This window comes from Rhizobium tibeticum, from assembly GCF_900110205.1.
Lineage (GTDB): Bacteria > Pseudomonadota > Alphaproteobacteria > Rhizobiales > Rhizobiaceae > Rhizobium > Rhizobium tibeticum.
Map to the genome: position 1 here is coordinate 76610 of NZ_FOCV01000014.1, position 24262 is coordinate 100871.

A 24262-nucleotide genomic window follows, 5' to 3' on the forward strand; every position below is an offset into this window, starting at 1 on the left:
TGCACTGCGCAATCGAATTATGTCAGGTGTGGCTTTCCTTCGATTCCCATCCCGCCAGGCACCCTCTAAAAGGACGTGGACGAGAATCGGAATATCGACATGCCGCGGTCCCGCAATACCCAGGGCGCCATCTACATGAGTTCGGCCATGGCCGGATTTTCCTGCAGCGACGCGCTTTCCAAATCAGTCATCGCCTACATGAATGCCGGCCAGATCATGTGCTTGCGCGGCCTCTTCACCAGCATCTTTGTCTACGTCATCGCGCGCTACATGGGCGCATTGCGGTCGTGGCGCATGGTGCTCAAGCCGATGGTCATCGTCCGCGTCATTTGCGAGATATTGGCAGCCGTTACTTACATTACTGCGCTTGGAATGATGCCGATCGCGAATGCTTCAGCCATCCTGCAATCACTGCCGCTGGTCGTGACCTTCGGCGCGGCGCTGTTTTTCTCGGAACCAGTCGGCTGGCGTCGCTGGTCGGCGATTCTCGTGGGGCTGTCTGGTGTACTGATCATCATTCGACCGGGACCGGACGGCTTCACGGCCGCCGCACTCCTGTGCGTCGGCAGCGTGCTCACCACGGCCGGCCGCGACCTCGCCACGCGCGGCATCGGCCCGGAGATTCCGTCGCTGATGATCACCGTGGTCACCGCCGTCTCCGTGACGATCGTCGGCGCCTTGCTGACGCCGCTGCTGGGCGGATGGCAGCCGGTTAGCCTTACGTCGCTTTCCCATCTGTTACTCGCGGCCATTCTCGTCCTGATCGGCTATCAGTCCGTGATCATGGCGATGCGAACGGGCGAAATTTCCTTCGTGGCGCCGTTCCGCTACACGAGCCTGATCTTCTCGACATTGCTGGGCTTCGTCTTCTTTGCGGAACTCCCTGATCTCTGGACACTCACCGGTGCTGCAATCGTCATCGCGTCCGGCCTCTACACGTTCTATCGTGAGGCCAAGCGCCATGTACCGCCGGTCGCCCAAGAGTCCGAGCCGAGAACACCTGTCTGAGGCAATTATGAACGATTTTTCGCTGGATAGATCCAATATACCGGGCGTCGTCCTGGCCGGCGGGCGCTCCTCGCGGATGGGCCGCGACAAAGCCTCCGTGCAGCTCAGCGGCCGCACCTTGCTGGAGCGTGTCGTCGAACAGCTTGAGCCGCAGGTAAGCATCCTTGCCGTCAATGCCGACGCGACGCCGGAAAATTGCCGCCACCTGTTCATTCCTGATATAGTTCCCGGCAAAGCGGGACCGATGGCCGGCATCCATGCCGCGATGGCCTATGGCGCGACGCTCGGAGGTGTTACGCACGTGGTTACGGTATCGGTCGACAGTCCATTCTTCCCCCGCGACCTGGTCGACTGGCTTGCCGCCGCCATTGATGCGCCCGAGAAAATTGCCATCGCAGCCTCGGAAGGCCGCAGTCATCCCGTGTTTGGCTTATGGCCCCTCAAGCTTGCCGATGATCTGGAAGCCTGGATTGCCACGGACGAAAAACGCCGCGTGCGGGACTTCCTCTTACGGCATGACGTTACGGAGGTTGCCTTTCCGCTGCGCCCGACGCGCGCAAGCCTTCTCGATCCGTTTTTCAACGTCAACACGCCAGACGATCTCGCCGAGGCGGAACGCTGGCTGAGGGTGCTGGCCTGATGCAAAAACCGAAAGTCTTTGGCATCGCAGGCTGGAAGAACTCGGGCAAGACCGGCCTGGCCGTCCGCCTCGTCGAGGAGTTTACCCGCCGCGGCTACAGCATTTCGACGATCAAGCACGCCCATCATGATTTCGACATCGACAAGGTCGGTGCCGATAGCTACCGCCACCGGCAGGCCGGCGCACAAGAAGTCACGATCGTTTCCGGCACGCGTTTCGCCATCATGCACGAGTTGCGCGGTGCCCCCGAGCCAACATTCGAAGAGATCCTTGGCCGGATTGCGCCCTGCGACCTCGTATTGATCGAGGGCTACAAGCGCGAACCGATCCCAAAGATTGAAGCCCGGCGGCTGGAAGCAGCCAACCAGGAACCTCTCGCGCCGACAGATCCCTTCATCGCCGCCATTGCGGCCGATTACCCGGTTGCCGAAGCCTTTCTGCCGGTCTTCAATCTCGATGATACGCAGGCGATCGCAGATTTCATTTCGGGAATGGTTGAACTACCTGCAAAGTAGCTTGTTGCGAGGGACCGATGAACTACTACGGCACCGAAAAACAGCAGCGACTGCAGCGTCAGTCCGACGAGGCACAGGCGAGGATTGCGGCCACACCCGGCCTCGTGCAAGCGGGTCGGTTCTTCGCGTTCGACGATTTCGACCGCATCGACTGGGCCTTTGTCGATGAGCGCCTCGCCAAGGACGGCGTCTTCGGCTTTCGCATGATGCCGACGACGCGCATCGAAGACATCCGTTGGAAGCTTGGATCGTCCTACCGGGTTGACGTGTGGAGCGTCTGTAGGGCGGACCGCACGACGGCGGTCGCCGCTTGCACCCCGATCCGGGCGGCCGGGCTGCCCGACAGGCTAACCTGCCTCGACCTTTTGGCCCGTCCCGAGGACGAGACGGTTCGGCGCATTCAGCTCTGCATGGCGCACAATGGCATCGCGCCGTTCTCCGCCGACATGCTGCTTGGCAAGATCGTGCCGGCTGTGACGGTCGCCGTCGCAGGCGAGGACGGCGATATCGTCGCCACGGCACACGCGAATCTGCCCTTCAATACCCACAGCAGCTATCGTGGCGTCGCCTGGGTCGGCTTGATAACGGTCACAGCAGGTCAGCGTGGAAAAGGCCTTGGCCGGCTTGTCAACGCTCTGGCAATTATGGCCGCATTCGAGAAGCTGGGCGCTGACGAAGTGGTTGAGTTCGTGCACGCCGACAATAGGGCTTCCCGCCGCATGATTGAGTCCTGCGGCCTGCGGCTCGATCCGGCAATCCTTTGCGGCCTCGCAACACCGATCGATGACGCCCGCTTTACGACCTAGGCTTCGGTCCCTGCCTACGGCAAAGGGTGTGGCGTGCGCAAGAAAGCCGCCGGTCTCCCGGCGGCTCTCGATCAGTTCTGACTGTCGGCTCAGTTGCGTGAGGCGACCGGGCGTACGAGTGCCGTCACGCGACGGATGGTGACGCGGCGGTTTTCCTGGTTCGGCCCCTGCGTGTTGACCTTGAGGTAACGCTCGCCGTAGCCCTGCGTCGCCAGGTTTTCAGGCGGGATGCCGTAAACGTCGGTCATGACGTTCGCCACCGATTCCGCGCGCTGGTCAGACAGGACAAGGTTGCTTTGGTCGGAGCCGACAGAATCGGTGTGACCTTCAATCAGGAAGGTTTCCGCCGGATCCTTGCGCAGCACCTCGTTGATCGCATCGGCAACCTTGCGCAGGCTGCGCGCCTGGCTCATCGGGATCTCGGCACTGCCCGTCGCAAAAGTGATCGTATCGAGGTCGATACGGCGAACCTTGTCGCGGATACGCGCCGAATACTTCACCTCATCCAGCGAATAGACACGCTCCACAGGCTCCACAGGCGGCTCGCGCAGGAAGTCATAGTAGTTGCGGTCGTCATCGCTGCTCGTGTCCATGATGTAGTCATCCAGCGGAATGCGCAGGCGCATCGGCGGCAGATCGCGACCCGGATCCTCGAAGTAGCCGCGGTCTGGATCTTCATAGAGATCCGGCGAATAGTAGAGGACCGACTCGCGCCCCCGATTGTCTACGCGCGACCGCTGAATGATGTCGCCATAGCGGTTGCGGATCGTCACGATCTGATAGCCGTCACGGTCGATCGTCTCGCGGTAGCGGTCCCGCGGCAGCTGCTCGTAAATTGGACGCTCGCCGTCACGTAGGAAGCGCCGGTCGTCATCACCGCGAACGATCGTCTGGTTATTGATCTGGATGATCACGCGATTGTCGTCGCCGCGCTCGCCGAAGCGTGCGCCTTCCGGCCGCTCGAACTGCGGACGCCCCTCGAGGCGCCGGCCTTCCTCGCTGGTGACGGCTTCGATCCTGATCGGCGCGGCCTTGGCGCCTTCGGTTACGATCTGGGCGTCAGCATCGGATTTCGGAACGCGGAAGTTCTGCTCCTGGCCACGCTGCCTGTCGCGATCGCGACGGGACTGGATGCCACCGGAGCGATCGGCGTCCTTGTCGCTATCGAGAACGGCCGCACCGTTTTCAACAGGCAGAACGACGGTTTCCGTGCTCTTGCTCGGATCCGCGGCAATTGCCTTGCGACGCTCGAGCTCCTTGGGCGTGATCGTCTCTGGAGCCGGGATAACCTGTTCGGCCTGACCCGTTGCCGGCTGATCGGTCGGTGCTGCGTTCGGCTGCGCCGGGATCTGCTCGCCCTGCTGCTGGGCGGGCGCCTGCTCACCCTGCTGAGGTACCGGGACCTGTTCGCCCTGCTGTTGGGTCGGCTGCGCACCGCCAGGCTTTGCCTCTGTCGCCGGTTCCTGTGCCGGAACGGGCGGCTTCTCGGGAGCCGGCGATACCTGTGGAACGGGGGTCTGTTCGGCTGCCGGCTTCTGCGTTTGCTGCTGCGGCGCTTCAGCGGCGGCCGGCTTCTTGCGTGGCTTTACCGGCTGCTCCGAGCCTTCGGTCGCCTGCTGCTTGCTTCCCTTACCCTTGGGCTGCGACTCTACACCCTGCGGCTGAGCTTGTTCCTGCTGCGGGGCGGCCTGTTCCGTCTGAGGTTGCGGCGCTGCCTCCTCCAGCGATTGTTGCTTGTCGCGCTTACGACGCGGCTTTTCCTGGTTCTCCGCCGGCTGCTGTTCCGGTGCGGGAGCTACCTGCTCCTGCGGCGCGGCAGGCGCTGCCTGTTCGGCGGCGGGCTGCCGTTTCTTGCGCGGCTTTTCGGCGGGAACTTCTTCTTGTAGCTGCTGAGACTGCTGCTCGGCCGCAGGCTCCTGCTGACGGCGGGGTTTTTCTGCCGGTGCTTCCTGTTGCTCGGGCTGCGCCTCCGCTGCTGGCTCACGCTGCTTGCGGGGCTTTTCGGGGGGCGCTTCCTGCTGTTGCTGCGGTTGCTCGGCAGGCGCCTCCTGCTGTGGGGGCTGCTCCTGGGCCGCCGGAGCCTGTTCCTTGCCGCCGCCGTCGCGCTGCTTATGCCGCTTCTTCAGAAGCTCTTCGTCGGAGGGCGCATCCTGCGCGACCTCGAAGCTGCCCGCGACCGCTTGCGGCGCTGCGCGAACCTGATCAACACTGGCAACTGCGGCAAAGGAATGCACTGGAGGCAGTACGAGGGACAGTGACAACAGCGGAAAGGCGGCACTGGCAAACAATCTCGATTTCATACCCATAGGGGCTCCTCGTTGACTTTTATGCTTTTTGAGACGCGGTCGCGGCCACGTCCGATTTTGGGGCACTCACCCGCGGCGACAACCGCGCGAGGACTGCATTTGTTCCACGAGTCTTAGGAACTGGACTATTAACCCGGTATGAATGTGGCAGTGCGGCATTGTTCATCTTCGCCATAGTTGGCTGTCCCCAGCGCCCCTGCGATTCCAGTTGCAATTCCGCTGAAAAAGGTTTGATTATCGCGCCAAGGCAGTGTCCGCACCGCCCCATTCTGCCTCCGTCGCAAAAGAAAAATACGAACGGCGGCACCAACAGAGAGGACTAACATGCGTATCTCCACCCGTATTCTCGCCGCCGCTTCCGTCGCCGCGATGTCTCTTTTCGCAGGCGCCGCGATGGCTGATGGCGAGAAGTATGTTATCGGCACGGACTCGACTTATCCGCCCTTCGAATATGTTGACGCCAGCGGCCAGTTCCTGGGCTTCGACATGGACATCGCCCGCGCGCTCTGCGCCGAGATGAAGGCCGAGTGCACCATCGTCAGCAGCGACTGGGACGGCATCATTCCCGCGCTGCAGGCCAAGAAGTTCGACATGATCATCTCGTCGATGTCGATCACGCCGGAGCGCTCGAAGCTCGTCGACTTCACCAACAAGTACTACAACACCCCGCCGGCAATCGCCGTACCGAAGGATTCGACCGTCACCGACGTTGCCGGCCTGAAGGGCAAGACGATCGGCGCACAGACCTCCACCACCCACTCGAACTATGCTGAAAAGCACCTGCCCGATACCGAGTTGAAGCTCTATCCGACAGCAGACGAGTACAAGCTCGATATCACGAATGGCCGCGTCGACGCCGTCATCGACGACATCGTCGTTCTGTCGCAGTGGGTCAAGTCGGATGCCGGCGCATGCTGCAAGATCCTGACGCCCCTGCCAGTCGACAAGGAAATCAACGGCGTTGGTGCAGGCATTGCCGTCCGCAAGGGTGACGACGCGCTGCGCGAAAAGTTGAACACGGCGATCGCTGCGATCCGCACCAGCGGTGAATACAAGAAGATCCAGGACAAGTACTTCGACTTCGACGTTTACGGCCAATAAGAAAAGCTGTAGGTCGCTCATAAAGCTGATGGCGGGAGGCTTGCTCTTCCGCCATTTTTGTTTGACAAGAATGGAAAGATCAAAGCGGTACAAACCGCGAGGGGAAAGCTGGCATGGGCGGATTATTTTCCGCGCTAGGCTCATTCTGGGCCTGGATTGGGTATATCTTCGATCCGCTTTGCGGACCTGCAGGACTCTTCACCTGGTTCGCCTCTTCGACGATCCTGGCCTGTGGCGACACCGGCTGGGGCGATGAGATCGCCGCCGGCCTGAAGGTCACCGTTGCGGTCGCGCTGGTTACCCTGCCAATCGGACTTACCATCGGCTTTCTCGTGGCGCTCGGCCAGCAATCGGAAGAGAAATCGGTTCGTCTGGCCGCCGGCATCTACACCACGATCTTTCGTGGCCTGCCGGAACTGCTGACGCTGTTCATCATCTATTACGGCATGCAGATCCTGATCCAGTCGGTTCTCGCCTCCATGGGCTACGACGGCCGCATCGAAATCAACGCCTTCTTCGCGGGCATGATTGCGCTTTCGGTCGTATTCTCCGCCTATTGCTCGGAAGTGTTGCTGTCGGCTTTCCGCGCCATTCCGAAGGGCCAGTACGAGGCAGGGGACGCGCTGGGCTTTCATCGCGGGCGAACCCTACTCCTGATCGTGCTGCCGCAACTCGTGCGCATCGCCCTTCCCGGCTTGGTGAACCTCTGGATGATCCTGCTCAAGGATACGTCCTACGTCTCGATCATCGGCCTTGCCGATATCCTGCGACAGACCGGTGTCGCCGTTAAGGTCACTAAGCAGGCGTTCCTGTTTTATACCGTCGCCTGCACTCTTTATCTCGGCCTTGCCGTCATATCCTCCTTCGGCCTCAGCTACATCGAGCGGTGGGCCAAGCGGTCGGAGATCAGCCGATGAGCCATGCCCAGACGCTCATTCCGGCGCAGCCGGCGCCGAAGCAAGCGCACAAGCCGATCACCGCCACGCGCATCACCGGCTACGTCGTCGTCGCCCTCTGGATCGCCCTTGCCGCCGCCCTGATCGCGATGGTGGTGAGCGGCTGGGATCCCGAGAAGTTCACCCGCTACGGCCCCCGCTATTTGCATGGCCTGTACACGACGATTGCGCTGGTGGCGATCTCGGTGTTCTTCGGAGCGATCCTGTCGTTGCCGCTGGCCTTTGCCCGCATGTCAAAGAACAGGTTCATCAATGGCATCGCCTACTGTTACGTCTATGTGTTCCGTGGCACGCCGCTGCTGGCCCAGCTCTTCCTCATTTACTATGGCCTGGGCAGTTTCCGTCCACAACTGGAAGCTGTCGGCTTATGGTGGTTCTTCCGCGAAGCCTGGTACTGCGGCATGTTTGCGATGACCATCAATACCGCCGCCTATCAGGCTGAAATCCTGCGTGGCGCCATCCAGAGCGTTCCGCGCGGCCAGCACGAGGCCGCGGCCTCGCTCGGCATCCACAAGATCATCGCCTTCCGCAAGATCATCCTGCCGCAAGCGCTGATCGTCGCCTTGCGGCCCTACGGCAATGAGATCATCCTGCTGATCAAAGGCTCGGCGGTCGTTGCCATCATCACCGTCCTCGACCTGATGGGTGAAACGCGTTACGCCTTCTCGCGCACCTTCGATTATCAGACCTATCTCTGGGCGGCGATCTTCTATCTCAGCATGGTCGAAGCGCTACGCCATCTCTGGGGCTGGATCGAGCGTCGCCTGACCCGCCACCTGAAACGCTAAGGACTTGGCAGCACTCGCCACAGAGAGCTGCTAACAGATTGAAATTTCAGAATAAATCCATATCCCTCTAGCAATTCGTCACGCTTCGGTTAAGCATGTCATGGTTCCATTTCAAGGATCGCTGATACGCGATCATTGGAACGAGAAGCGAGACGACGATGCACAAGGACATGGAAAGGCAGCTTCGTGGCTACGGCCTCACGACCGCCCAGATCATCTACCGCATGCCGGATCACCAGACGATCCTTCAGACCTACATCTGGCAGGACTACGATCTTGCTCCGGACTTTCCCGAGATGCGCGGCTTCCTCAAATTCTGGCAGGAAAAGCTCGACGGGCCGCTGCATTCGGTACGCTACATACACCGCAAGCTCATCTCGGCGACCGAATGGCGTGCGCTGAAAGGTGAGTTCATCCTCAACTGACCGTGCAGTGGCCGGTCAGACATGAGCCTCCCCTTGGACGAACTCGCCTTCGTCCATCTGGCGACGCAGTGCGCCATAAAGAATGACGAGATAGGCCAGCGCGACGATACAGAGCACGGCCAAACCGGGAATCGGGCCAAGCGCCGCGTTGTCGATGACATAGTTCCAGGAATGCGCCTGCGTTAGCGGATTGCCTTCGGTCTGAAGCTTGGGTGTCGTGATCTTCAGGCACCATGCGAGAAGCAGGATGAGGTACATCCAGCAATAGTTCCGGCGCAGTCGGCGCTTTACCGCCCCGCGATAGCTCAGCAGAAATTGCGGCTTGCGCAGACTTTTGGCGATGGCGCCGGCCCAGTCGACTTTGGGCTCGCCGTCTGGCGCAAGAATTTGAGCAAAATATCCCCGCTCGAGCTTTCGCACGCGGGCACGGTAAATATCGAAGAAACGGTAACGGCGCGCCTCGATGAGCAGCAGTAGCGTGATCAGCATCATCCCGAAAAGCAGCACGCCATGGTGAGAGGTCGGTGTCGAGAGAGATACCGAAAGCAGCGCTGCCGCAACCGTGATGGCCCAGTTGGATGTTCGGTCGATGCGATCGCGCCAGCTTATCATCCGGCCGAGCTCGCCACGATAGTAGTGGCTGAGCGTATTCGTGATCTCCCCGGGGCTCGCCGGCAGCCCCGGGCGCGGACTGTCCAACTCCTTCTCGAAATTTGCCTTGCTGATTTCGGCGACCATGGCATTTCCTCCATTTTGTTTTTATCCATTAGAGGGAGCTTATTCTGCTCCCCGAACGTTGCCATTGCAAAAGGCATTCAGTCGCCGTAGACGCAGCTCTGGAATAAAAACGGTGGTGGATTGCTATGGCCAAGAAGATCGACGAAGACGCACTTGCGGAAGCCTACGACCGGGCGCTTGCTCTCGAGAAGGCAGGTGATGTCGATGCGGCTGTGAAAGCCTATGAGGAAGTGCTCGCCATCGATCCCGAAGATCATGGGGGTGCAGCCGTCAGGATCGCCTCCATGGGACGCGGTGAAACGCCGACCAAGGCGCCGGATGCCTATGTCGAGACCTTGTTCGACCAGCACGCCGAGGTCTTCGAGGATGTTTTGGCGGAACAGCTCGGCTACCACGTACCGATGATGGTCCGCCAGCGCCTGCAGGAGCTCAACCTTGGCCCCTTCAAGCGCATGCTCGACCTCGGCTGCGGCACCGGCCTCACCGGCGGCGCGCTCCGCGATCTCTGTGAGGACATGACGGGCCTCGATATCTCCGAGAACATGGTCGAGATCGCCCATGAAAAAGAGCTCTACGAAACGCTCTTCGTCGCAGAAGTCGAGGACTTCCTGGATGACAATGACGAGGATCCATTCGACCTCATCACGGCGACAGACGTCCTGCCTTATTTAGGCGCGCTCGAACCGCTGTTCTTCGGTGCCGCCGAAAACCTCAACCCAGGTGGCCTTTTCATCTTCTCGTCGGAAGAGCTCCCCGAAGCCGAGGCCAAGGGCCAACCCTACATGGTCGGACCCCATCAGCGTTTCCTTCATTCCGCCGCCTATATCAGCGATCGGCTCGCAGCGACCGGGTTCGAACTCGTCGAGATGAGAGAGATCAACGTGCGCATGCAGGAAGGTCATCCAAGCCCGGGCCATCTGGTCATCGCGCGCCTTGGCTGATACCAGCAGCGACGGAACATCGCGATAGCCGGCGTCACCAAATGCAATCTCTGATTGCGACCAGTCGGTAGACGAATGATGATTTAAAGCTGAACTTCTCATCAGCACCCCTGAGGAGAGGTCGCATGGAATCGTGGCACCGCCCAGCGTTCGAAGCGGCTGGACAATGGGCCAACAATCGCGGCTCCTCCCGCCGATAGTTAGCCATTCGCGCAACTTTTCTATTGAAGATACATCGATGGCCTGATACTTAGCCATTCACGCAAGTTTTCAAACAACGTGAAAGGCTGGCCGCATGTCGCTCTTCCTCCACAGTCATCCGCTTGCATCCTTCTGCCACAAGGTCCTTGTCGCGCTTTACGAGAACGCCACACCCTTCGAGGCGGTACATGTCGACCTCGGAAACAAGGCGTCGAAAGCCGCATTCCTGAGCGTCTCGCCGCTCGGCAAGATGCCGGTGCTGCGCGATGAAGCGCGCGATCGCACGATCCCCGAGACGACGATCATCATCGAGTATCTTGATCGGTATTATCCAGGTGCGAATGCCCTTATCCCGAACGATTTCGATAAAGCGCTCGAAGTTAGACTATGGGATCGTTGCTTCGACCTGCACGTGCAGGAGCCGATGCAGCAGATCGTCGCCGAACGCCTGCGCGGCGGCGGCGATCCGGCCCGCGTGGTCCAGGCCGAGGCGGCCCTTCGGAAAGCCTACGACCTGATCGACCAGCAACTTGGCGATCACCCATGGATCGCCGGGGACAGCTTCACCATGGCCGATTGTGCCGCCGCCCCCGCCCTCTTCTACTCGGAGACCCTTGTGCCCTTCCTGAACCAGCCAAGACTGCACGGCTACTATAGGAGGCTTCTGGCGCGCCCGTCGTTTGCGCGCGTTCTGGAAGAGGCGCGACCATACTTCAAGTTCTATCCCTATCGCGAGCGGCTGCCTGCTCGCTTCCGACCGGATGAAGCTGCGGAATGATCCACGAACCTGCCGCGCTCGATCAGATGTTCCAGGCGCTGTCGGACCGCAGCCGGCGGGGGATGATTGATCGTCTCGGCCGTGGGCCTGCCTCCGTCTCGGATCTCGCAGAGCCTCTGTCGATGGCACTTCCGACTGTTATGAAGCACCTTGCGGTTCTGGAAAAGAGCGGACTCGTCCGCTCGGCAAAGAGCGGACGTGTGCGGACCTATCGCCTGCAGACGGAGGCGCTAGGGCAGATGGAGCGCTGGCTTGCCGAGCGCAAAGCAAGCTGGAACAGAACCTTCGACCGCCTGGAGCAGTTCCTCGCAGACGACCAACCGGAGTGAAGAACGACATGACGAAGCATTCCGCCATGCACGAGACATTCGTGATCGGGCGAAAGATGGGGGCGCCCGTCTCACGCGTCTTTGCTGCCTGGGCCGATCCGGAGGCCAAACGTCAGTGGTTTGCTTGCCACGACGAATGGGTGTCCCTCGAATATAGCCTAGACTTCCGCGTCGGCGGCCAGGAACGGAACCGCGTTGCCGACAGCGACGGCGTTCCGCACGCCTACGAGGCGCGCTACCTCGACATCGTGCCGCAAGCCCGCATCATCTATGCTTACGACATGAAACTTGGCGAAACACGCATTTCGGCCTCGCTCGCGACAATCACCTTTGAGGCAACACCATCAGGAACAACCATGCTCTTCACGGAGCAAGTCGTCTTCCTCGATGGTTACGCCGACGGTGGCTCGCGTCGGCAGGGAACCGAGATTTTGGTCGATCGCATCCAAGCCTACGTCGAGCGCGACGCCAGCACCGCGCACTAAATATTGGACCGCTTTCATGCTAGATTGGCGTCTTAACAATCCCACGGCTGCAAGTGAGGCGGAATGGCTGCGGAGAAGCGATCTTCACAAAGTGGAACCGCACTAAAGCGGCGGCACAAATTCAATCCCAAGCGCGGCCCCAGACCAAAAGTCCTGGCCAATGCCAACCGCACGGTTGTCTGGGCGGCTTCCTTGGTCGTCGTTGCTTTTTTCGTGATCGTCACGGTCAATGCATTGCTGTTCTAGCCGCCTTGAGGATTCGCCGCTCGTCGTTGCAGTTCCTGGTGGCCGCCTCAGCCGCCCGGCTTACGTGCACTGATGGCAAAACGATGCTGGATGCCACGTGACAGCGCCTTCAGATAATTCCAGTGCTTCGCCTGGCTCTTATGGATTTCGCGCAGGTTCGTGTCGATCGTCATGCCTTCGAAGCCCGCGCCACCGAGCATGCCCGCGACAAGCTCCGCCCGCGCGCCGTTCGAGAAATGAACGCGCGAAACGATGTCGTTGTGATTTTTCATCAGTTCCAGCGGTGCATGCTGCGGATCAGCCTTGAGCAAACCGACCCTCTCCATGGTCTTCGCAAGTGCCTTCAGCATCCGTTCCACACGGCCCACCTTCACGAAGTCGCCATCGACGATCAGGATCGTTCCGCCGGGCTTCAGGACGCGCATCCATTCGGCAAAAGCCGCCTTGGGATCCACGAGTGTCCAGACGAGGTGGCGGGTTATGATGACGTCGTACGTCGCATCGGGTTCCATCGTCGCCTCGACGTCCGCCATCCGAAATGAAATAGACCGTCCCCTCGCCTTTGCCTTGGCGCGCGCCCGCTCGAGCATCGGCTCAGCCCAATCCAACCCCGTGACCCTGAACCCAAGATCGTCCATCAAGTGGGAAATAACGCCGGTGCCGCTTGCAAGGTCGAGGGCCAGCCTGCCGTCGCCAGGCCCCAGATGCTTTAGAATCAGGCGATGCCAGGCAACACGCTCGCGCTCGGAAAAAATCTCGTGCCCGGGAGACAGATCGAAGGTCGCCGCGCGGGCCGACCAGTAAGCCTTGATCTCCTCGCGAAGCCCGTAGTTGTGCCCGCCTGCAATTCCCGTTTCACTCATGCTCATGCCAATCGCTATTTCAGTTTGAAATCGTTCTAATAGATATAACTTGACTGTTTAAGTCAGAAAATAATAGACGACGAAAAGTTTTCCACGGGGGTATACTTTTCGATGCGACTTACAGGCAAAACAGCAGCGCTTGCAATGGGTCTTCTCGTCTCCATGGTCCTGCCGGCCCTGGCCGACAAGGTCACGGTCAAGGATGTCACCGGCCGTAGCGTCGAAGTGAACGCTCCCGTCAATCACATGATTCTCGGCGAAGGACGGCAGATCTACTTCCTGGCCGCCCTCGACAAGGAAGCAGCCTTCCAGCACGTCGTCGGCTGGCGCGACGACCTGCCCAAGGCCGACCCTGAATCCTACCAGGCCTATCTCACGAAGTATCCCGACATCGCCAAGCTTCCGACCTTCGGCGGCATGAAGGACGGTACCTTCGATATCGAGCAGGCCGTGGCCCTCAAGCCCGATGTCATCCTCATGAACGTCGACGCCAAGACAGCAACCGAAGAAGCCGGCTATATCGAGAAGCTCGCCAAGGTCGGCATCCCGCTGGTCTATGTGGATTTCCGCGAGAAGCCGATGGAGAACACCGATCCGAGCATGCGCATCATGGGTCAATTGATGGGCAAGGAGGCTGTCGCCGAGGACTTCATCAGGTTCCGCGCCGATAGCATCAAGCGGGTGACCGACGTTCTGGAAAAGAACAACCCGGCCAAGCCGGTCGTCTTCGTGGAGCGCGCCGGCGGCTATTCCGACGATTGCTGCATGTCCTTCGGCGACGAGAACTTCGGCAAGATGGTCGAGATTTCAGGCGGCAAGAACATGGCCAAGGACATCATTCCGGGCACCTTCGGCACCGTCAATCCGGAGCAGATCATCGCCTCCAATCCAGACCAGATCATCATCACCGGCGGCAACTGGGACAAGTATGTGCCAGGCGGCGCCTGGGTCGGCGTCGGCTATGGCTCGGACCTCAAGGAAGCGCACCGCAAGCTCGAGGCCTTGACCCAGCGCCCTGCCTTTACCGGCGTCAAGGCCGTCGAAGACAAGAACGTTCACGCCATCTGGCACCAGTTCTACAACAACCCCTACCAGTTCGTGGCAATCCAGGAGATTGCAAAGTGGCTGCATCCGGATCTCTTCGCGGATCTTGACCCCGAGGCAACCTTCAAGGAGTTGCACGCCCGCTTCCTGCCGCTGGAGTACAAGCCGGGTTACTTCGTTTCGTTGAAGGACGACCGGTAAGACGCAGCCGGCATGACCCGAAAGGTCAGTCGGCGCATCGCAGGGCGAGCCGCAAACGTGCGGCTCGATTCGTTTTTACTTCAAATAGAGGTCTCCATGCGGTTCATGACACTCCGGCACGTTGCCGCCCTTTCGCTGGTGCTCCTGACCACCCCCGTCCTGTCAGCGGAAATCACCGATGTCACCGGCCGCACGGTCGAGCTCGACCTGCCCGCCAAGCGCGTCATCGTTGGCGAGGCGCGTCAGATCCATGTGATCGCGGCGCTCAAGGGTGAGCAGACCTTCGACACCATCGTCGGTTGGCGCGACGATCTCATCAAGAAGGACCCCGACAGTTACAAGGCCTACGCCGAACGTTTCCCGCAGATCGAGAAACTGCCGCGTTTCGGCTATGTGCCCCAGGGCGATTTCAGCCTCGAAACAGCGATCTCGTTGTCGCCGGATGTCATCACGCTCAATCTCGAATCGGAAAAGTCCGCAAAGGAAAGCGGTTTCGAGGAGAAGGCGGCCGCCGCGGGCATCAAGGTCGTCTATCTCGATTTCCGAATTGATCCGGACAAAAACAGCGAGGCTTCGATCGAGCTTCTCGGCAAGCTCTTCGGCGCGCAAGAGCGGGCCAAGGAGTTTATCGCCTATCGCCGCGCCGAGATTGCGCGGGTGACGGACAGACTTGCGACCGTCGAGGATCTCAAGCGGCCAAGCGTCTTCATCGAACGCGCGCCCGGCATTTCCGGCGAAAACACGTGTTGCCGCACCTTCGGCCCGGTCAACTTCGGCGCCATGGTCGAACAGGCTGGCGGCCACAATGTTGCTGCCGACGTCATCAAGACAACGTTCGGCGATCTCAATTCCGAACAACTCGTCATCTCGGATCCGGAGCATGTCATCGTTACCGGATCAAACTGGGCAGCCGAATCCGACATCAACCAGTTCGTGCCCGCTGGGCGCGGCGCGGATATGACGCTGGCGCGCGAGAAGCTGGCACATCTCATGACACGCACGCCATTTCCTGAATTGAAGGCTGTGAAGAGCGGCAACGTGCATGCCGTCTGGCATCAGTTCTATGGCGCGCCCTACGAGTTTTTCCCGATTCAGCAATTCGCCAAGTGGTTTCACCCGGAACTCTTCGCCGATCTCGATCCCGAAGCCAACTTCGCGGAATTCCACAGGAAGTTCCTGCCGGTGACGTACAAGCCGGGCTATTTCGTCTCTTTTGAAAAAGGCTCCAACTGATGGCCTCATTCAGTCAGGTCCAGGCTAAGACGACGGGGCGCGAGCAATATCGCGCCCTTGCGTTTCGCCGTATCCTCATCCTTGTCGCGCTCACCGCGGCGCTCTGTTTCAGCATCTCGGCCGATATGGCGCTCGGGCCTGCCAACTATGCGCTTTCGGACGTATTGTCGGCGCTCTTTGACCCCGCCGCAGCTGCCAACCAGCTTCGGGTCATCATCTGGGATATCCGCATGCCGATTGCCTTGATGGCGGTCACCGTCGGTGCCTCGCTTTCCGTGGCGGGTGCGCAGATGCAGACGATACTTTCAAACCCGCTGGCAAGCCCCTTCACGCTCGGTATTTCCGCCGCCGCGAGCTTCGGCGCCGCTCTGGCACTTGTCGGCGGCGTTGCGATCTTTCCGGGCGCGATCGAATACATGGTGCCGCTGAATGCATTCCTGATGGCGATGGCGGCCGCGCTCTTCATCCACTTCGCCTCGACCATGCGCGGCGTGAGCGTCGAAACGATCGTGCTCCTCGGCATTGCCCTCGTCTTCACCTTCAATGCCGCACTGTCGCTGCTGGAATACCTCGCCTCCGAACAGGCGCTGGCCGCCGTCGTTTTCTGGACGATGGGCAGCCTGACCAAGGCCACTTGGGCGAAGGTCTATTTCACTGCCGCGGTGCTTGTTGTCACCGTGCCGCTCTTCATGCGACAGGCCTGGGCGCTGACCGCCCTGCGGCTCGGGGACGACAAGGCCGCCAGTCTCGGCATCAACGTCCGCAGGCTGCGTCTGCAAACGATGATGATCGTCAGCCTTCTGGCCGCCATCCCGGTGTCGTTCGTCGGTACGATCGGCTTCGTTGGGCTCGTCGGCCCGCATATCGCCCGCATGGTTGTCGGCGAAGATCAGCGCTTCTTCCTGCCGGGCTCGGTCATCTGTGGCGCACTTCTCCTGTCGGTGACATCGGTCGTCAGCAAGATCCTGATCCCAGGGGCGATCCTGCCGATTGGCGTCATCACGGCACTCGTCGGCGTACCCTTCTTCTTCATTCTCATCTTCAGCAACAGGAGGCGCGCATGGTAGCGCTGGCCCTCGCAGATGTCGGCGCCGCCTACGGGCGCATGACCGTTCTATCAAACGTGAGCATCGACGATCTGAAAGGTGGCAGCGTCACCGCCATCATCGGCCCCAACGCGGCCGGCAAGTCGACGCTGTTCAAGCGGATTGCTTGCTTGGTGAAAGGTCCTGGACTGGTCGAGCTTTCCGACACCGATCGCGGATCGCGAACGATCTGCTACATGCCGCAGGATACGGGTGCCAATGCCGTACTGACCGTGTTTGAATCGATCCTTCTGTCGGCCAAGCAAGGCAGCGGCTGGCGGGTCGCCGACGACGAGCTTGATGGCATCGATGAGATCCTGAGGGCCCTTCGTATCGAAAACCTCGCCTTCCGCGGCCTTGGCGAACTGTCCGGAGGTCAGCGTCAGCTCGTGTCCCTCGCGCAGGCATTGGTCCGCAAGCCTGAAGTGCTGCTGATGGATGAGCCGACCTCTGCGCTCGACCTGCACAGGCAGGTCGAAGTGTTAAGCTTTATCGCCGACCTTGCCCGCCGCAATGGAATGATCGTGCTGATCGCGCTCCACGACCTCAATCACGCGTTGCGCTATTGTGAGAACACGATCGTCATTGCCAGTGGCATGATGGCGGCGAGCGGGCCGACGTCGCACGTCATCACAGACGCCATGCTTCGCGACATCTACAAGATCAACGCCCGCATCGAGCGCTGCTCGCAGGGCACACCGATGGTGATCGTCGACGGCGCGATCTGAGATTGGCCGGTCGGACATCACGAACGGTTCAGTTCAGTGAGAGGTTTCCGTCCCCAGGATCGCCGCGAGCAGTCGCCCTTCGAGTTCGGCAAGCTTTGGGTTGCCGTGGCGGCGCGGGTGCGGATAGGGGATCGCCAGGTCAAGCGCAACGCGCCCCTCGTCCAGGACGATCACACGATCGGCAAGATGCACCGCCTCGCTGACATCATGCGTGACCAGCACCGCGGTAAAGCGGAGCTCTCGCCATACGCGATTGAGCAGTTCCTGCATGCTGATCCGCGTCAGGGCGTCGAGTGCGCCCATCGGTTCGTCCAGCGCCAGGACGCCGGGCTTGCTCACAAGTGCCCGCGCCAGCGCGACACGCTGCCGTTGGCCGCCTGAAAGACGAGCCGGCCATTCCTTCACCTTCTCGGCAAGCTGTACCTCACCGAGTACCGCCTCGACCTCAGCGGCGGCGACCCGCTTGTCGATCCCGTCACCGAGCCCGATCGCCACATTATCGGCGACGCTCAGCCAGGGGAGCAATCGAGGCTCCTGAAACACGATCCGGGCGTTCGCTTCGGCATCCGGACCATCGGGGTTTTCGAAATGCAGTTCGCCGCTCGTCGGCTCGTCGAGCCCCATCAGGATCCGCAGCAGCGTACTCTTGCCGCAACCGCTCTTGCCGATGACGGCGACGAACTGGCCAGCCGGAATGTGGAGGTTGATACCGCGCAGCACGCGGTTGCTGCCGAAGCGTTTCTCAAGTCCCTTCAGCGTGATTGCCGCAGCACCGGTGCCGACCGGTGTCGCACGATCTGTCTCGTATTCAATTTCATCCGCAGCCCCTTGAAAACGCTCATGCGCGATGATGGTCATGGCGCCTCTCCTACTTTTGGTAAACCGGGTTCCATTTGAGCGCCCGGCGCTCCAGGGCACGGGCAACGACATCGGCAAGCTTGCCGAGAACGGCGTAGATCACCAGGGCGAGCACGACCACGTCGGTCATCATGAATTCGCGGGCGTTGTTCGCCATGTGACCGATGCCTGATGAAGCCGCGATCGATTCAGACACGATCAAGGTCAGCCACATGATGCCGAGCGCATAGCGCAGGCCAACGAAGATCGACGGCAGCGCGCCGGGGAAGATCACTTTCCGGAACAAGGTCCAGCTTCCCATCCCATAGATCCCGCCCATCTCGATCAGATCGCGGTCGACGTTGCGAACGCCGTGATAGGTGTTGAGATAGACCGGAAAAAGCACGCCGAGAGAGGTCAGGAATAACTTCGATTCTTCGCCGATCCCAAACCAGAGGATGACGAGCGGGATCATGGCGAGATGCGGGATCGTGCGCAGCATCTGCAGTGTCGTATCCGTCAGCTGCTCCGAGACTTTCGAGACGCCGTTGGCGATGCCAATGAGAAAACCGATCGAGCCGCCGACCAGCAATCCCGCAAAGGCGCGAGCGGCGCTGACCAGAATATCATGGGGAAGCTGCCCGGTGACGGTCGTCGCCCAGAAGGCCGCGGCGACGTCGACAGGTGATGGCATGATGCGGGAGGAGATCCAGCCGACTGACGAGGCCAGCTGCCAGGCGGCAATGATTGCCGCGGGCACGAGGAAGGGAAACACCTTATCGCGCCCCGGAAGCGAGACACGGAGGCTTCTCTTGCGTGCAGCGCGCTCGGTCAGCGTCCGCCCGATCGGCGTATCGAAAGTCGACATGAAGATTTTCCTCGCTTCTGCGTACTCTACCGTGCGTTCCCCAATGAAAAAGCGCCGCCCGACAGCGGGGCGGCGCCAATTGGCGGATCAGGAGCCGGAGACCACTTTCAGGTTTCCGCCATGGCTGCCGCCGCCGAAGACCTGATGCTTGCCGAAATCGGTCTGGAAGCCGTGTCGCTGCTCTTGGCGCGTGATCCCGAGTTCGGGAAACAGCAGCTCGGCAACGCGGTAGGCCTCCTCGAGATGCGGATAGCCGGATCCGATGACGGTATCGATACCGACATCCTGATATTCGCGCAGGCGCGCGGCCACTGTCTTCGGCGAGCCGACCAGTGCCGTCCCTGCCCCAGCGCGCACGAGGCCGACACCGGCCCACAGGTTCGGCGAGACCTCCAGCTTTTCCCGGCGACCGCCGTGCAATGCCGCCATGCGCTTCTGGCCGACAGAATCGGATTCCTTGACGAAGCGCTCCTGCGCCTCGCGGATCGTCTCATCGTCGAGTTTCGAGATCAGGCGATCGGCCGCTGCCCATGCCTCCTCGTCCGTTTCGCGGACGATGAAATGCAGGCGAATGCCGAAGCTGACCTCACGCCCCTTTTGCGCGGCAGCGGCGCGCACCTTTTGAATCTTTTCGGCAACCTGCGCCGGTGGCTCGCCCCAGGTCAGGTACTTGTCGACGCGACCGACCGAGAAATCGATGCCGGCGTCCGACGAACCACCGAAATAGAGCGGAGGACGCGGGTTCTGGACGGAGGGGAAGCCAAGGCGCGCATTGGTCGCCTTGATGTACTTGCCGTCGTAGCTCGCGGTACCTTTTTCAAGCAGCTCTTCAAAAACGGTGAAGAATTCATCGGCATGGGCATAGCGCTCGTCATGCGCGAGATGAATGCCGTCGCCGGCAAGTTCTGCCGGACTGCCGCCGACGACGATGTTGAGCAGCAGGCGCCCGTTCGAAATACGATCGAGCGTCGTCGTTAGACGGGCGTAATATGCCGGCGAGGCCGTGCCAGGACGGATTGCCACCAGGAACTGCAGCTTCTCGGTCTTGGCGGCAAGTGCTGCGGCGGTTACGAAGGATTCTTCGCAAGCCACGCCCGTCGGCAGCAATACACCAGAATAGCCCAGACGATCGGCTGCCTGGGCAATCTGCGTGAGATAGCCGATCTCTGGAGCACGCGTCTGTTCGTTCGAGCCAAGATAGGCGCCATCCCCCGAGGTCGGGATGAACCAGAGAAAATTGATAGGATCGTGTTTGCCGGTCATGGATCTGATGCCTTCTAGTCGGAATTGAAATCAGCTTGCCTTCGCACGCCAGACGATATTGCCGGTCTTCAGCTGCTTCGGGACGATGCCGAGCTTGTAGAACTCATCGGCCAGCGCCTGCTGGTAGGCCGCAGCGGCGTCCGTAATGCCGGATACGCTGCCGAGATCGGCGCCGGCACGCGTCAGCGTCACGCGCGTTACCTCCGGCGGCACGCCGGTGATTTCGGAGAGCTCCTTGACTGTCGCTTCGAGATTGCTCTGTGCGGACCGGCCGACCTGCGCAAGTTCATCAAGCACGTCGACGATCACCTGTCCGTTCGCATCGGTGAACTCGGCATTTGCAAGGAAGAAGCTGTAGGAGTCGACAATGCCCTCAGCCGTCGTCAGAACCCGCGTTTCGGGATCGGCCTGAGCAATGGCCAGATACGGATCCCAGATCGACCATGCATCGATGCTGCCGTTCTTGAAAGCAGCGGCCGCGTCCGGCGGGCTGAGATCCAGACCCTCGATATCTTCCGGCGTCAGGCCAGCCTTGCGCAAAGCCTTGACCGTTACATTGTGGGCGCTCGAACCGCGCTTGAAGGCGACTTTCTTGCCCTTGAGGTCTTCCAGCGTCTGGATCGGCGAATCTTTTCGGACAAGGATTGCCGAGCCTGCGGAACTGCCCCGATACAGTCCCACATAGTAGAGGTGGCCACCGGACGCCTGGGCGAAAAGCGGCGGCACGTCGCCCGTTGCACCGAAATCGAGCGCACCTGCGCCGAGCGCCTCCAAAAGCGGCGGACCGGAGGTGAATTCCGACCAGCTGACGGTGATGCCTCTGTCGGCAAGGCGCTTTTCCAGCGCGCCGCGCCGCTTGGCCAAAGCGAGTACCCCGTTCTTCTGCCAGCCGATGCGGAACTCAGACGCTGCCGCACGCGCGCCTTGGATGCCCGGCAATAATGCCGTGGCCGCAGCCGCGCCGAAAAGCCCCAGTGTTTGACGTCGTGAAATCACAGTTGTTCCTCCTTGGAAGTCGGCAGGTCTCACCGCTCCAATGTTGCGATACTCCAATTCTGATAAACTCTATAAACTCGATCGACATTTATATTTATTATCTTTGTGCGCTTGCGGGATTATCCGGACCAGTATTCGCTGCTTTCGGAGAAAATTTTTCCCGTGCGAGGTCACTTGCTGCCCCGGGCGGCTTTTCGCGCGCGGTACTTTCGGCTAATCCTCGTGCCCTGCAATCGCGAAAGGATAGGCACATGGCAAAAGTCGCATTCATCGGTCTCGGCGTGATGGGGTTTCCCATGGCCGGCCACCTCAAGGTGAAAGGCGGCCATGACGTCACGGTCTATAACCGGACCGCAGGAAAGGCCGCCGCTTGGGCGGAGAAATTCGGCGGCAAGTCGGCCCCCACGCCCGCGGAAGCCGCAAGGGATGCGGATTTCGTCTTTACCTGTGTGGGCAATGACGATGATCTCCGCGCAGTGACAATGGGTGAGAACGGCGCTCTCGAGACGATGAAGCCGGGTGCGATCCTGATCGACAATACGACCGCGAGCGCAGAAGTCGCCCGCGAGCTTTATGCCGCGGCGAAAGACAAGGGCTGTGGCTTTATCGACGCCCCCGTCTCCGGCGGGCAGGCAGGCGCCGAAAACGGCATTCTGACGGTCATGTGCGGCGGCGATGAAGCCACGTTCGAGAAGGCGAAGCCGGTGATCGATGCTTACGCCCGAATGGCCGGCCTCATGGGACCGGCCGGTGCCGGTCAGCTAACCAAGATGATCAACCAGATCTGCATCGCCGGTCTCGTCCAGGGGCTCGCGGAAGGCATTCATTTCGGCAAGCGCGCCGGCCTCGACATCGAGAAGGTTGTCGAGGTTATCTCCAAGGGTGCCGCCGGCTCTTGGCAGATGGAGAACAGGCACAAGACGATGAACGCAGGCAAGTACGACTTCGGCTTCGCCATCGATTGGATGCGCAAGGATCTCGGGATCGTCCTCAACGAAGCGCGCCGCAACGGCGCGAAGCTGCCGGTCACCGCCCTTGTCGACCAGTTTTACGGCGACGTACAGGCCATGGGCGGCAACAGATGGGATACGTCCTCGCTGTTGGCTCGACTCGAGAAATGATCGGCCCTTCCTCCAGCGCCGCGGAGCTCATTGCGCATCTGCAGGCGTTGCGCTCGGAGGAAAATATCGCAGGTATGGCCCGTTTCGGTATCGTCACCGAGACGGCGCTCGGAATCTCCAATCCAGACCTCCAAAAGATCGCCAGAGCAGCGAAGCGAAACCACGCCAGTGCCCTCGAGCTTTGGCAGAGCAACGTCCGCGAGGCGCGTCTACTCGCACTCTATACGGCGGAACCGGAGAAGCTCACACCAGATATCGCGCGAACCTGGGCCGATAATTTCGACTCGTGGGAAATAGTCGATTGCGCGGCCGATCTTTGCGTCGAGGCCCGCATCGAGGCACTCGTCCCCGAATTCGCAGCTGATGATCGGGAGTTTGTTCGGCGAACCGCCTTCGCGATGATAGCAGGCGCTGCCGTTCATTTGAAGCAAGAGCCGGACGAGACGTTGCTGGCATGGCTTCCGCTCATAGCGGCACATGCTGCCGACCCGCGCAATTTCGTGCGCAAGGCGGTGAACTGGGCGCTGAGAAACATCGGCAAACGCAACCTCCGCTGTCATCGTCGTGCGCTGGCACTTGCCGAGCGCCTTGCCGCGTCGGACGACCGGACAGCCCGCTGGATCGGCAAGGATGCAGTCCGGGAACTGACCAGCGAGAAGGTCGTCGCTAGGCTGTAGCGGACATCGGCGGCACAGTGATCGCCGCATTCGTCCGTCAAAGAGCAGCGGGCGGACGATCTTCGCCCACCCACTGTCCCTCCTGCCAACTATTTCTGGATGCAGGTATCGACCGTATCCTTCGTGCACTCATCGAGGCCGGTGAAAACAGGATCCTCGACCGGCTTGCCGGCGATCAGATCCATCATCACCGATGGTGCCTTGTAGCCCATCTCGAATGGCCGCTGGCCGACAAGTGCCGTCACGAGGCCTTCCTTGGCGATGGCGACTTCATCGCCGATCGTGTCGGCCGCACCGATGACGAACTCGTTCTTGCTAATCTTCTCAGCCATCGGCTTGAACAGGTCGCGATAGGGCTGCGGCGCGCCGAACAGCGGCCAGCCGCCCATGATGCCGAAGGCATCGAGGTCGGGGTTGGCGGCGAGAATATCGGTCATCGCCTGCACCCCCGTGGCGCCGTTGTCGTTCGTGAAGACCGGGCAACCGGCAACTTCCGTCCACCCGCCCTCGCCTTTCAGCTCGGCCAGGCCTTTCTGGCCGGTCAGGGTGTCACGCATCCCCTGAGCGCGGCGAAGGATATTGTCGGCGCCAGGATTACCTTCGATCGTGCAGATCTTGCCGCCCTTCGGCTTTGCTTTCTTGATGTATTCGCCGATGCGTGCGCCCATCAGATAATTGTCGGTGCCGAGATACGTCTTGCGCAGTGCTGAGTCTTCTGCCGCAAGGTCGGCGTCGAGCGTCATGACAGGCACTTTAGGGTTTGCCGTTTTCAGCGTCTGTGCGATCAGTTTGGCATTCGACGGTGAAATGGCGATGGCCGCCGTTTCCGCTTTGCCCAATACATCCTGAACGATTTGCGCCTCGCCGGCTTCATCGGAGGTCGATGCAGGACCGGTGTAGAAGCATTCATATTCGGAGTCCGGATTTTCCTTGTTCCACTTCTGGCAACCTTGGTTAATCGCCTCGAAGAACGGGTTGTCGAGGCCCTTCACGACGATGACCAACTGTTTCTTGGCCGCCAGGGCCTGTCCGGCGGTCAGCGCCAGCACCGCGGCTGTAAGCAATAATGCCTTCCTCATAGTT

Annotated in this window: 27 protein-coding genes; 19 read left to right on the forward strand and 8 right to left on the reverse strand. The window is 60.6% G+C overall.

Annotated elements, in window-relative coordinates; genetic code table 11:
* Window positions 1–99: 99 nt before the first annotated feature.
* Genes BSG20_RS16885 through BSG20_RS16900 form a run of 4 tightly spaced genes read left to right on the forward strand, consistent with a single transcriptional unit; the run spans window position 100 to window position 2969 of the window.
* Window positions 100–1008 (forward strand): DMT family transporter, encoded by a 909-nt coding sequence (locus BSG20_RS16885; protein ID WP_072376883.1) that lies wholly within the window; start codon window positions 100–102, stop codon window positions 1006–1008.
* A 7-nt stretch (window positions 1009–1015) separates the two neighbouring features.
* Window positions 1016–1648, forward strand: a complete 633-nt coding sequence (mobA, locus tag BSG20_RS16890) for a molybdenum cofactor guanylyltransferase MobA (protein WP_072376881.1) — start codon at window positions 1016–1018, stop codon at window positions 1646–1648.
* Window positions 1648–2163 carry a molybdopterin-guanine dinucleotide biosynthesis protein B gene (gene mobB / locus BSG20_RS16895; RefSeq protein ID WP_072376879.1) on the forward strand — a complete coding sequence of 172 codons (516 nt, stop codon included), beginning with the start codon at window positions 1648–1650 and terminating at the stop codon, window positions 2161–2163. The genes mobA and mobB overlap by 1 nt, the downstream gene beginning before the upstream one ends.
* A gap of 17 nt (window positions 2164–2180) precedes the next feature.
* Window positions 2181–2969, forward strand: a complete 789-nt coding sequence (locus tag BSG20_RS16900) for a GNAT family N-acetyltransferase (protein WP_072376877.1) — start codon at window positions 2181–2183, stop codon at window positions 2967–2969.
* A gap of 89 nt (window positions 2970–3058) precedes the next feature.
* Here BSG20_RS16900 and BSG20_RS16905 read toward each other — a convergent pair whose 3' ends face one another.
* Window positions 3059–5275, reverse strand: a complete 2217-nt coding sequence (locus BSG20_RS16905) for an OmpA family protein (protein ID WP_072376875.1) — start codon at window positions 5273–5275, stop codon at window positions 3059–3061.
* A 324-nt stretch (window positions 5276–5599) separates the two neighbouring features.
* Between BSG20_RS16905 and BSG20_RS16910 the strand changes: the two genes are divergently transcribed.
* The 4 genes from BSG20_RS16910 (at window position 5600) to BSG20_RS16925 (ending at window position 8545) form a co-directional block, all read left to right on the forward strand.
* Window positions 5600–6376: an ABC transporter substrate-binding protein gene (locus BSG20_RS16910; RefSeq protein ID WP_024312821.1), complete on the forward strand. Its 777-nt coding sequence runs from the start codon at window positions 5600–5602 to the stop codon at window positions 6374–6376.
* Between the two features lie 113 nt (window positions 6377–6489).
* Window positions 6490–7293 carry an ABC transporter permease gene (locus BSG20_RS16915; protein ID WP_072376873.1) on the forward strand — a complete coding sequence of 268 codons (804 nt, stop codon included), beginning with the start codon at window positions 6490–6492 and terminating at the stop codon, window positions 7291–7293.
* A complete protein-coding gene (locus BSG20_RS16920; RefSeq protein ID WP_072376871.1) occupies window positions 7290–8120 on the forward strand; it encodes an ABC transporter permease in 831 nt (276 codons plus the stop codon). Before BSG20_RS16915 ends, BSG20_RS16920 begins: the two co-directional genes overlap by 4 nt.
* A 158-nt stretch (window positions 8121–8278) precedes the next feature.
* A complete protein-coding gene (locus BSG20_RS16925; protein ID WP_024312824.1) occupies window positions 8279–8545 on the forward strand; it encodes an usg protein in 267 nt (88 codons plus the stop codon).
* A 15-nt stretch (window positions 8546–8560) separates the two neighbouring features.
* Here the strand turns inward: BSG20_RS16925 and BSG20_RS16930 are convergent, their stop codons facing one another.
* Window positions 8561–9283 (reverse strand): DUF2270 domain-containing protein, encoded by a 723-nt coding sequence (locus BSG20_RS16930; RefSeq protein ID WP_072376869.1) that lies wholly within the window; start codon window positions 9281–9283, stop codon window positions 8561–8563.
* A 125-nt stretch (window positions 9284–9408) separates the two neighbouring features.
* On the opposite strand from BSG20_RS16930, the gene BSG20_RS16935 reads away from it, so the two are divergent.
* From BSG20_RS16935 to BSG20_RS16955, 5 genes are all read left to right on the forward strand, one after another.
* Window positions 9409–10224, forward strand: coding sequence for a class I SAM-dependent methyltransferase (locus BSG20_RS16935; protein WP_072376867.1), 816 nt, complete (start codon window positions 9409–9411; stop codon window positions 10222–10224).
* Between the two features lie 295 nt (window positions 10225–10519).
* The gene (locus BSG20_RS16940; protein ID WP_072376865.1) at window positions 10520–11203 is read left to right on the forward strand and encodes a glutathione S-transferase family protein; all 684 of its coding nucleotides are present in this window, start codon (window positions 10520–10522) and stop codon (window positions 11201–11203) included.
* Entirely contained in the window at window positions 11200–11532 is a 333-nt protein-coding gene (locus BSG20_RS16945) for an ArsR/SmtB family transcription factor (protein ID WP_072376863.1), read from the forward strand. The genes BSG20_RS16940 and BSG20_RS16945 overlap by 4 nt, the downstream gene beginning before the upstream one ends.
* An 8-nt stretch (window positions 11533–11540) precedes the next feature.
* Window positions 11541–12017, forward strand: coding sequence for an SRPBCC family protein (locus BSG20_RS16950; RefSeq protein WP_072376994.1), 477 nt, complete (start codon window positions 11541–11543; stop codon window positions 12015–12017).
* A 63-nt stretch (window positions 12018–12080) separates the two neighbouring features.
* The gene (locus BSG20_RS16955) at window positions 12081–12263 is read left to right on the forward strand and encodes a hypothetical protein (protein ID WP_072376861.1); all 183 of its coding nucleotides are present in this window, start codon (window positions 12081–12083) and stop codon (window positions 12261–12263) included.
* Window positions 12264–12310: 47 nt separating this feature from the next.
* Here the strand turns inward: BSG20_RS16955 and BSG20_RS16960 are convergent, their stop codons facing one another.
* Window positions 12311–13126, reverse strand: coding sequence for a class I SAM-dependent methyltransferase (locus tag BSG20_RS16960; protein WP_072376992.1), 816 nt, complete (start codon window positions 13124–13126; stop codon window positions 12311–12313).
* A gap of 111 nt (window positions 13127–13237) precedes the next feature.
* Here BSG20_RS16960 and BSG20_RS16965 point away from each other — a divergent pair, with 111 nt between their 5' ends.
* The 4 genes from BSG20_RS16965 (at window position 13238) to BSG20_RS16980 (ending at window position 17417) form a co-directional block, all read left to right on the forward strand.
* Window positions 13238–14371 carry an ABC transporter substrate-binding protein gene (locus BSG20_RS16965; protein WP_072376859.1) on the forward strand — a complete coding sequence of 378 codons (1134 nt, stop codon included), beginning with the start codon at window positions 13238–13240 and terminating at the stop codon, window positions 14369–14371.
* Window positions 14372–14467: 96 nt separating this feature from the next.
* On the forward strand, window positions 14468–15604 hold the full coding sequence (locus BSG20_RS16970; RefSeq protein ID WP_072376991.1) for an ABC transporter substrate-binding protein: 1137 nt from the start codon (window positions 14468–14470) through the stop codon (window positions 15602–15604).
* Window positions 15604–16671, forward strand: coding sequence for a FecCD family ABC transporter permease (locus BSG20_RS16975; protein WP_072376857.1), 1068 nt, complete (start codon window positions 15604–15606; stop codon window positions 16669–16671). Before BSG20_RS16970 ends, BSG20_RS16975 begins: the two co-directional genes overlap by 1 nt.
* The gene (locus BSG20_RS16980) at window positions 16665–17417 is read left to right on the forward strand and encodes an ABC transporter ATP-binding protein (RefSeq protein ID WP_072376855.1); all 753 of its coding nucleotides are present in this window, start codon (window positions 16665–16667) and stop codon (window positions 17415–17417) included. Before BSG20_RS16975 ends, BSG20_RS16980 begins: the two co-directional genes overlap by 7 nt.
* 33 nt (window positions 17418–17450) lie before the next feature.
* Here the strand turns inward: BSG20_RS16980 and BSG20_RS16985 are convergent, their stop codons facing one another.
* The 4 genes from BSG20_RS16985 to BSG20_RS17000 form a co-directional block, all read right to left on the reverse strand.
* Window positions 17451–18275 (reverse strand): ABC transporter ATP-binding protein, encoded by an 825-nt coding sequence (locus BSG20_RS16985; RefSeq protein ID WP_072376853.1) that lies wholly within the window; start codon window positions 18273–18275, stop codon window positions 17451–17453.
* 10 nt (window positions 18276–18285) lie between these two features.
* Window positions 18286–19122, reverse strand: coding sequence for an ABC transporter permease subunit (locus BSG20_RS16990; protein WP_072376851.1), 837 nt, complete (start codon window positions 19120–19122; stop codon window positions 18286–18288).
* Window positions 19123–19209: 87 nt separating this feature from the next.
* Complete coding sequence (ssuD, locus tag BSG20_RS16995) at window positions 19210–20385, reverse strand: FMNH2-dependent alkanesulfonate monooxygenase (protein ID WP_072376849.1); 1176 nt, start codon at window positions 20383–20385, stop codon at window positions 19210–19212.
* A 30-nt stretch (window positions 20386–20415) separates the two neighbouring features.
* On the reverse strand, window positions 20416–21381 hold the full coding sequence (locus BSG20_RS17000; protein WP_072376847.1) for an aliphatic sulfonate ABC transporter substrate-binding protein: 966 nt from the start codon (window positions 21379–21381) through the stop codon (window positions 20416–20418).
* A gap of 251 nt (window positions 21382–21632) precedes the next feature.
* Between BSG20_RS17000 and BSG20_RS17005 the strand changes: the two genes are divergently transcribed.
* Together BSG20_RS17005 and BSG20_RS17010 are read left to right on the forward strand one after the other, a co-directional pair.
* Window positions 21633–22502 (forward strand): NAD(P)-dependent oxidoreductase, encoded by an 870-nt coding sequence (locus tag BSG20_RS17005; RefSeq protein ID WP_072376845.1) that lies wholly within the window; start codon window positions 21633–21635, stop codon window positions 22500–22502.
* Window positions 22499–23179 (forward strand): DNA alkylation repair protein, encoded by a 681-nt coding sequence (locus BSG20_RS17010; protein ID WP_072376843.1) that lies wholly within the window; start codon window positions 22499–22501, stop codon window positions 23177–23179. The genes BSG20_RS17005 and BSG20_RS17010 overlap by 4 nt, the downstream gene beginning before the upstream one ends.
* 89 nt (window positions 23180–23268) lie before the next feature.
* On the opposite strand, the gene BSG20_RS17015 is transcribed toward BSG20_RS17010, so the two are convergent.
* Window positions 23269–24258 carry a substrate-binding domain-containing protein gene (locus BSG20_RS17015; RefSeq protein WP_072376841.1) on the reverse strand — a complete coding sequence of 330 codons (990 nt, stop codon included), beginning with the start codon at window positions 24256–24258 and terminating at the stop codon, window positions 23269–23271.
* Between the last annotated feature and the right edge of the window lie 4 nt (window positions 24259–24262).

Excerpts from the sequence above, each read along its gene's own strand:
- BSG20_RS16885 (WP_072376883.1), top strand. The coding sequence starts at position 100 with ATGCCGCGGTCCCGCAATACCCAGGGCGCCATCTACATGAGTTCGGCC.
- mobA (WP_072376881.1), top strand. The coding sequence starts at position 1,016 with ATGAACGATTTTTCGCTGGATAGATCCAATATACCGGGCGTCGTCCTG.
- mobB (WP_072376879.1), top strand. The coding sequence starts at position 1,648 with ATGCAAAAACCGAAAGTCTTTGGCATCGCAGGCTGGAAGAACTCGGGC.
- BSG20_RS16900 (WP_072376877.1), top strand. The coding sequence starts at position 2,181 with ATGAACTACTACGGCACCGAAAAACAGCAGCGACTGCAGCGTCAGTCC.
- BSG20_RS16905 (WP_072376875.1), bottom strand. The coding sequence starts at position 5,275 with ATGGGTATGAAATCGAGATTGTTTGCCAGTGCCGCCTTTCCGCTGTTG.
- BSG20_RS16910 (WP_024312821.1), top strand. The coding sequence starts at position 5,600 with ATGCGTATCTCCACCCGTATTCTCGCCGCCGCTTCCGTCGCCGCGATG.
- BSG20_RS16915 (WP_072376873.1), top strand. The coding sequence starts at position 6,490 with ATGGGCGGATTATTTTCCGCGCTAGGCTCATTCTGGGCCTGGATTGGG.
- BSG20_RS16920 (WP_072376871.1), top strand. The coding sequence starts at position 7,290 with ATGAGCCATGCCCAGACGCTCATTCCGGCGCAGCCGGCGCCGAAGCAA.
- BSG20_RS16925 (WP_024312824.1), top strand. The coding sequence starts at position 8,279 with ATGCACAAGGACATGGAAAGGCAGCTTCGTGGCTACGGCCTCACGACC.
- BSG20_RS16930 (WP_072376869.1), bottom strand. The coding sequence starts at position 9,283 with ATGGTCGCCGAAATCAGCAAGGCAAATTTCGAGAAGGAGTTGGACAGT.
- BSG20_RS16935 (WP_072376867.1), top strand. The coding sequence starts at position 9,409 with ATGGCCAAGAAGATCGACGAAGACGCACTTGCGGAAGCCTACGACCGG.
- BSG20_RS16940 (WP_072376865.1), top strand. The coding sequence starts at position 10,520 with ATGTCGCTCTTCCTCCACAGTCATCCGCTTGCATCCTTCTGCCACAAG.
- BSG20_RS16945 (WP_072376863.1), top strand. The coding sequence starts at position 11,200 with ATGATCCACGAACCTGCCGCGCTCGATCAGATGTTCCAGGCGCTGTCG.
- BSG20_RS16950 (WP_072376994.1), top strand. The coding sequence starts at position 11,541 with ATGACGAAGCATTCCGCCATGCACGAGACATTCGTGATCGGGCGAAAG.
- BSG20_RS16955 (WP_072376861.1), top strand. The coding sequence starts at position 12,081 with ATGGCTGCGGAGAAGCGATCTTCACAAAGTGGAACCGCACTAAAGCGG.
- BSG20_RS16960 (WP_072376992.1), bottom strand. The coding sequence starts at position 13,126 with ATGAGTGAAACGGGAATTGCAGGCGGGCACAACTACGGGCTTCGCGAG.
- BSG20_RS16965 (WP_072376859.1), top strand. The coding sequence starts at position 13,238 with ATGCGACTTACAGGCAAAACAGCAGCGCTTGCAATGGGTCTTCTCGTC.
- BSG20_RS16970 (WP_072376991.1), top strand. The coding sequence starts at position 14,468 with ATGCGGTTCATGACACTCCGGCACGTTGCCGCCCTTTCGCTGGTGCTC.
- BSG20_RS16975 (WP_072376857.1), top strand. The coding sequence starts at position 15,604 with ATGGCCTCATTCAGTCAGGTCCAGGCTAAGACGACGGGGCGCGAGCAA.
- BSG20_RS16980 (WP_072376855.1), top strand. The coding sequence starts at position 16,665 with ATGGTAGCGCTGGCCCTCGCAGATGTCGGCGCCGCCTACGGGCGCATG.
- BSG20_RS16985 (WP_072376853.1), bottom strand. The coding sequence starts at position 18,275 with ATGACCATCATCGCGCATGAGCGTTTTCAAGGGGCTGCGGATGAAATT.
- BSG20_RS16990 (WP_072376851.1), bottom strand. The coding sequence starts at position 19,122 with ATGTCGACTTTCGATACGCCGATCGGGCGGACGCTGACCGAGCGCGCT.
- ssuD (WP_072376849.1), bottom strand. The coding sequence starts at position 20,385 with ATGACCGGCAAACACGATCCTATCAATTTTCTCTGGTTCATCCCGACC.
- BSG20_RS17005 (WP_072376845.1), top strand. The coding sequence starts at position 21,633 with ATGGCAAAAGTCGCATTCATCGGTCTCGGCGTGATGGGGTTTCCCATG.
- BSG20_RS17010 (WP_072376843.1), top strand. The coding sequence starts at position 22,499 with ATGATCGGCCCTTCCTCCAGCGCCGCGGAGCTCATTGCGCATCTGCAG.
- BSG20_RS17015 (WP_072376841.1), bottom strand. The coding sequence starts at position 24,258 with ATGAGGAAGGCATTATTGCTTACAGCCGCGGTGCTGGCGCTGACCGCC.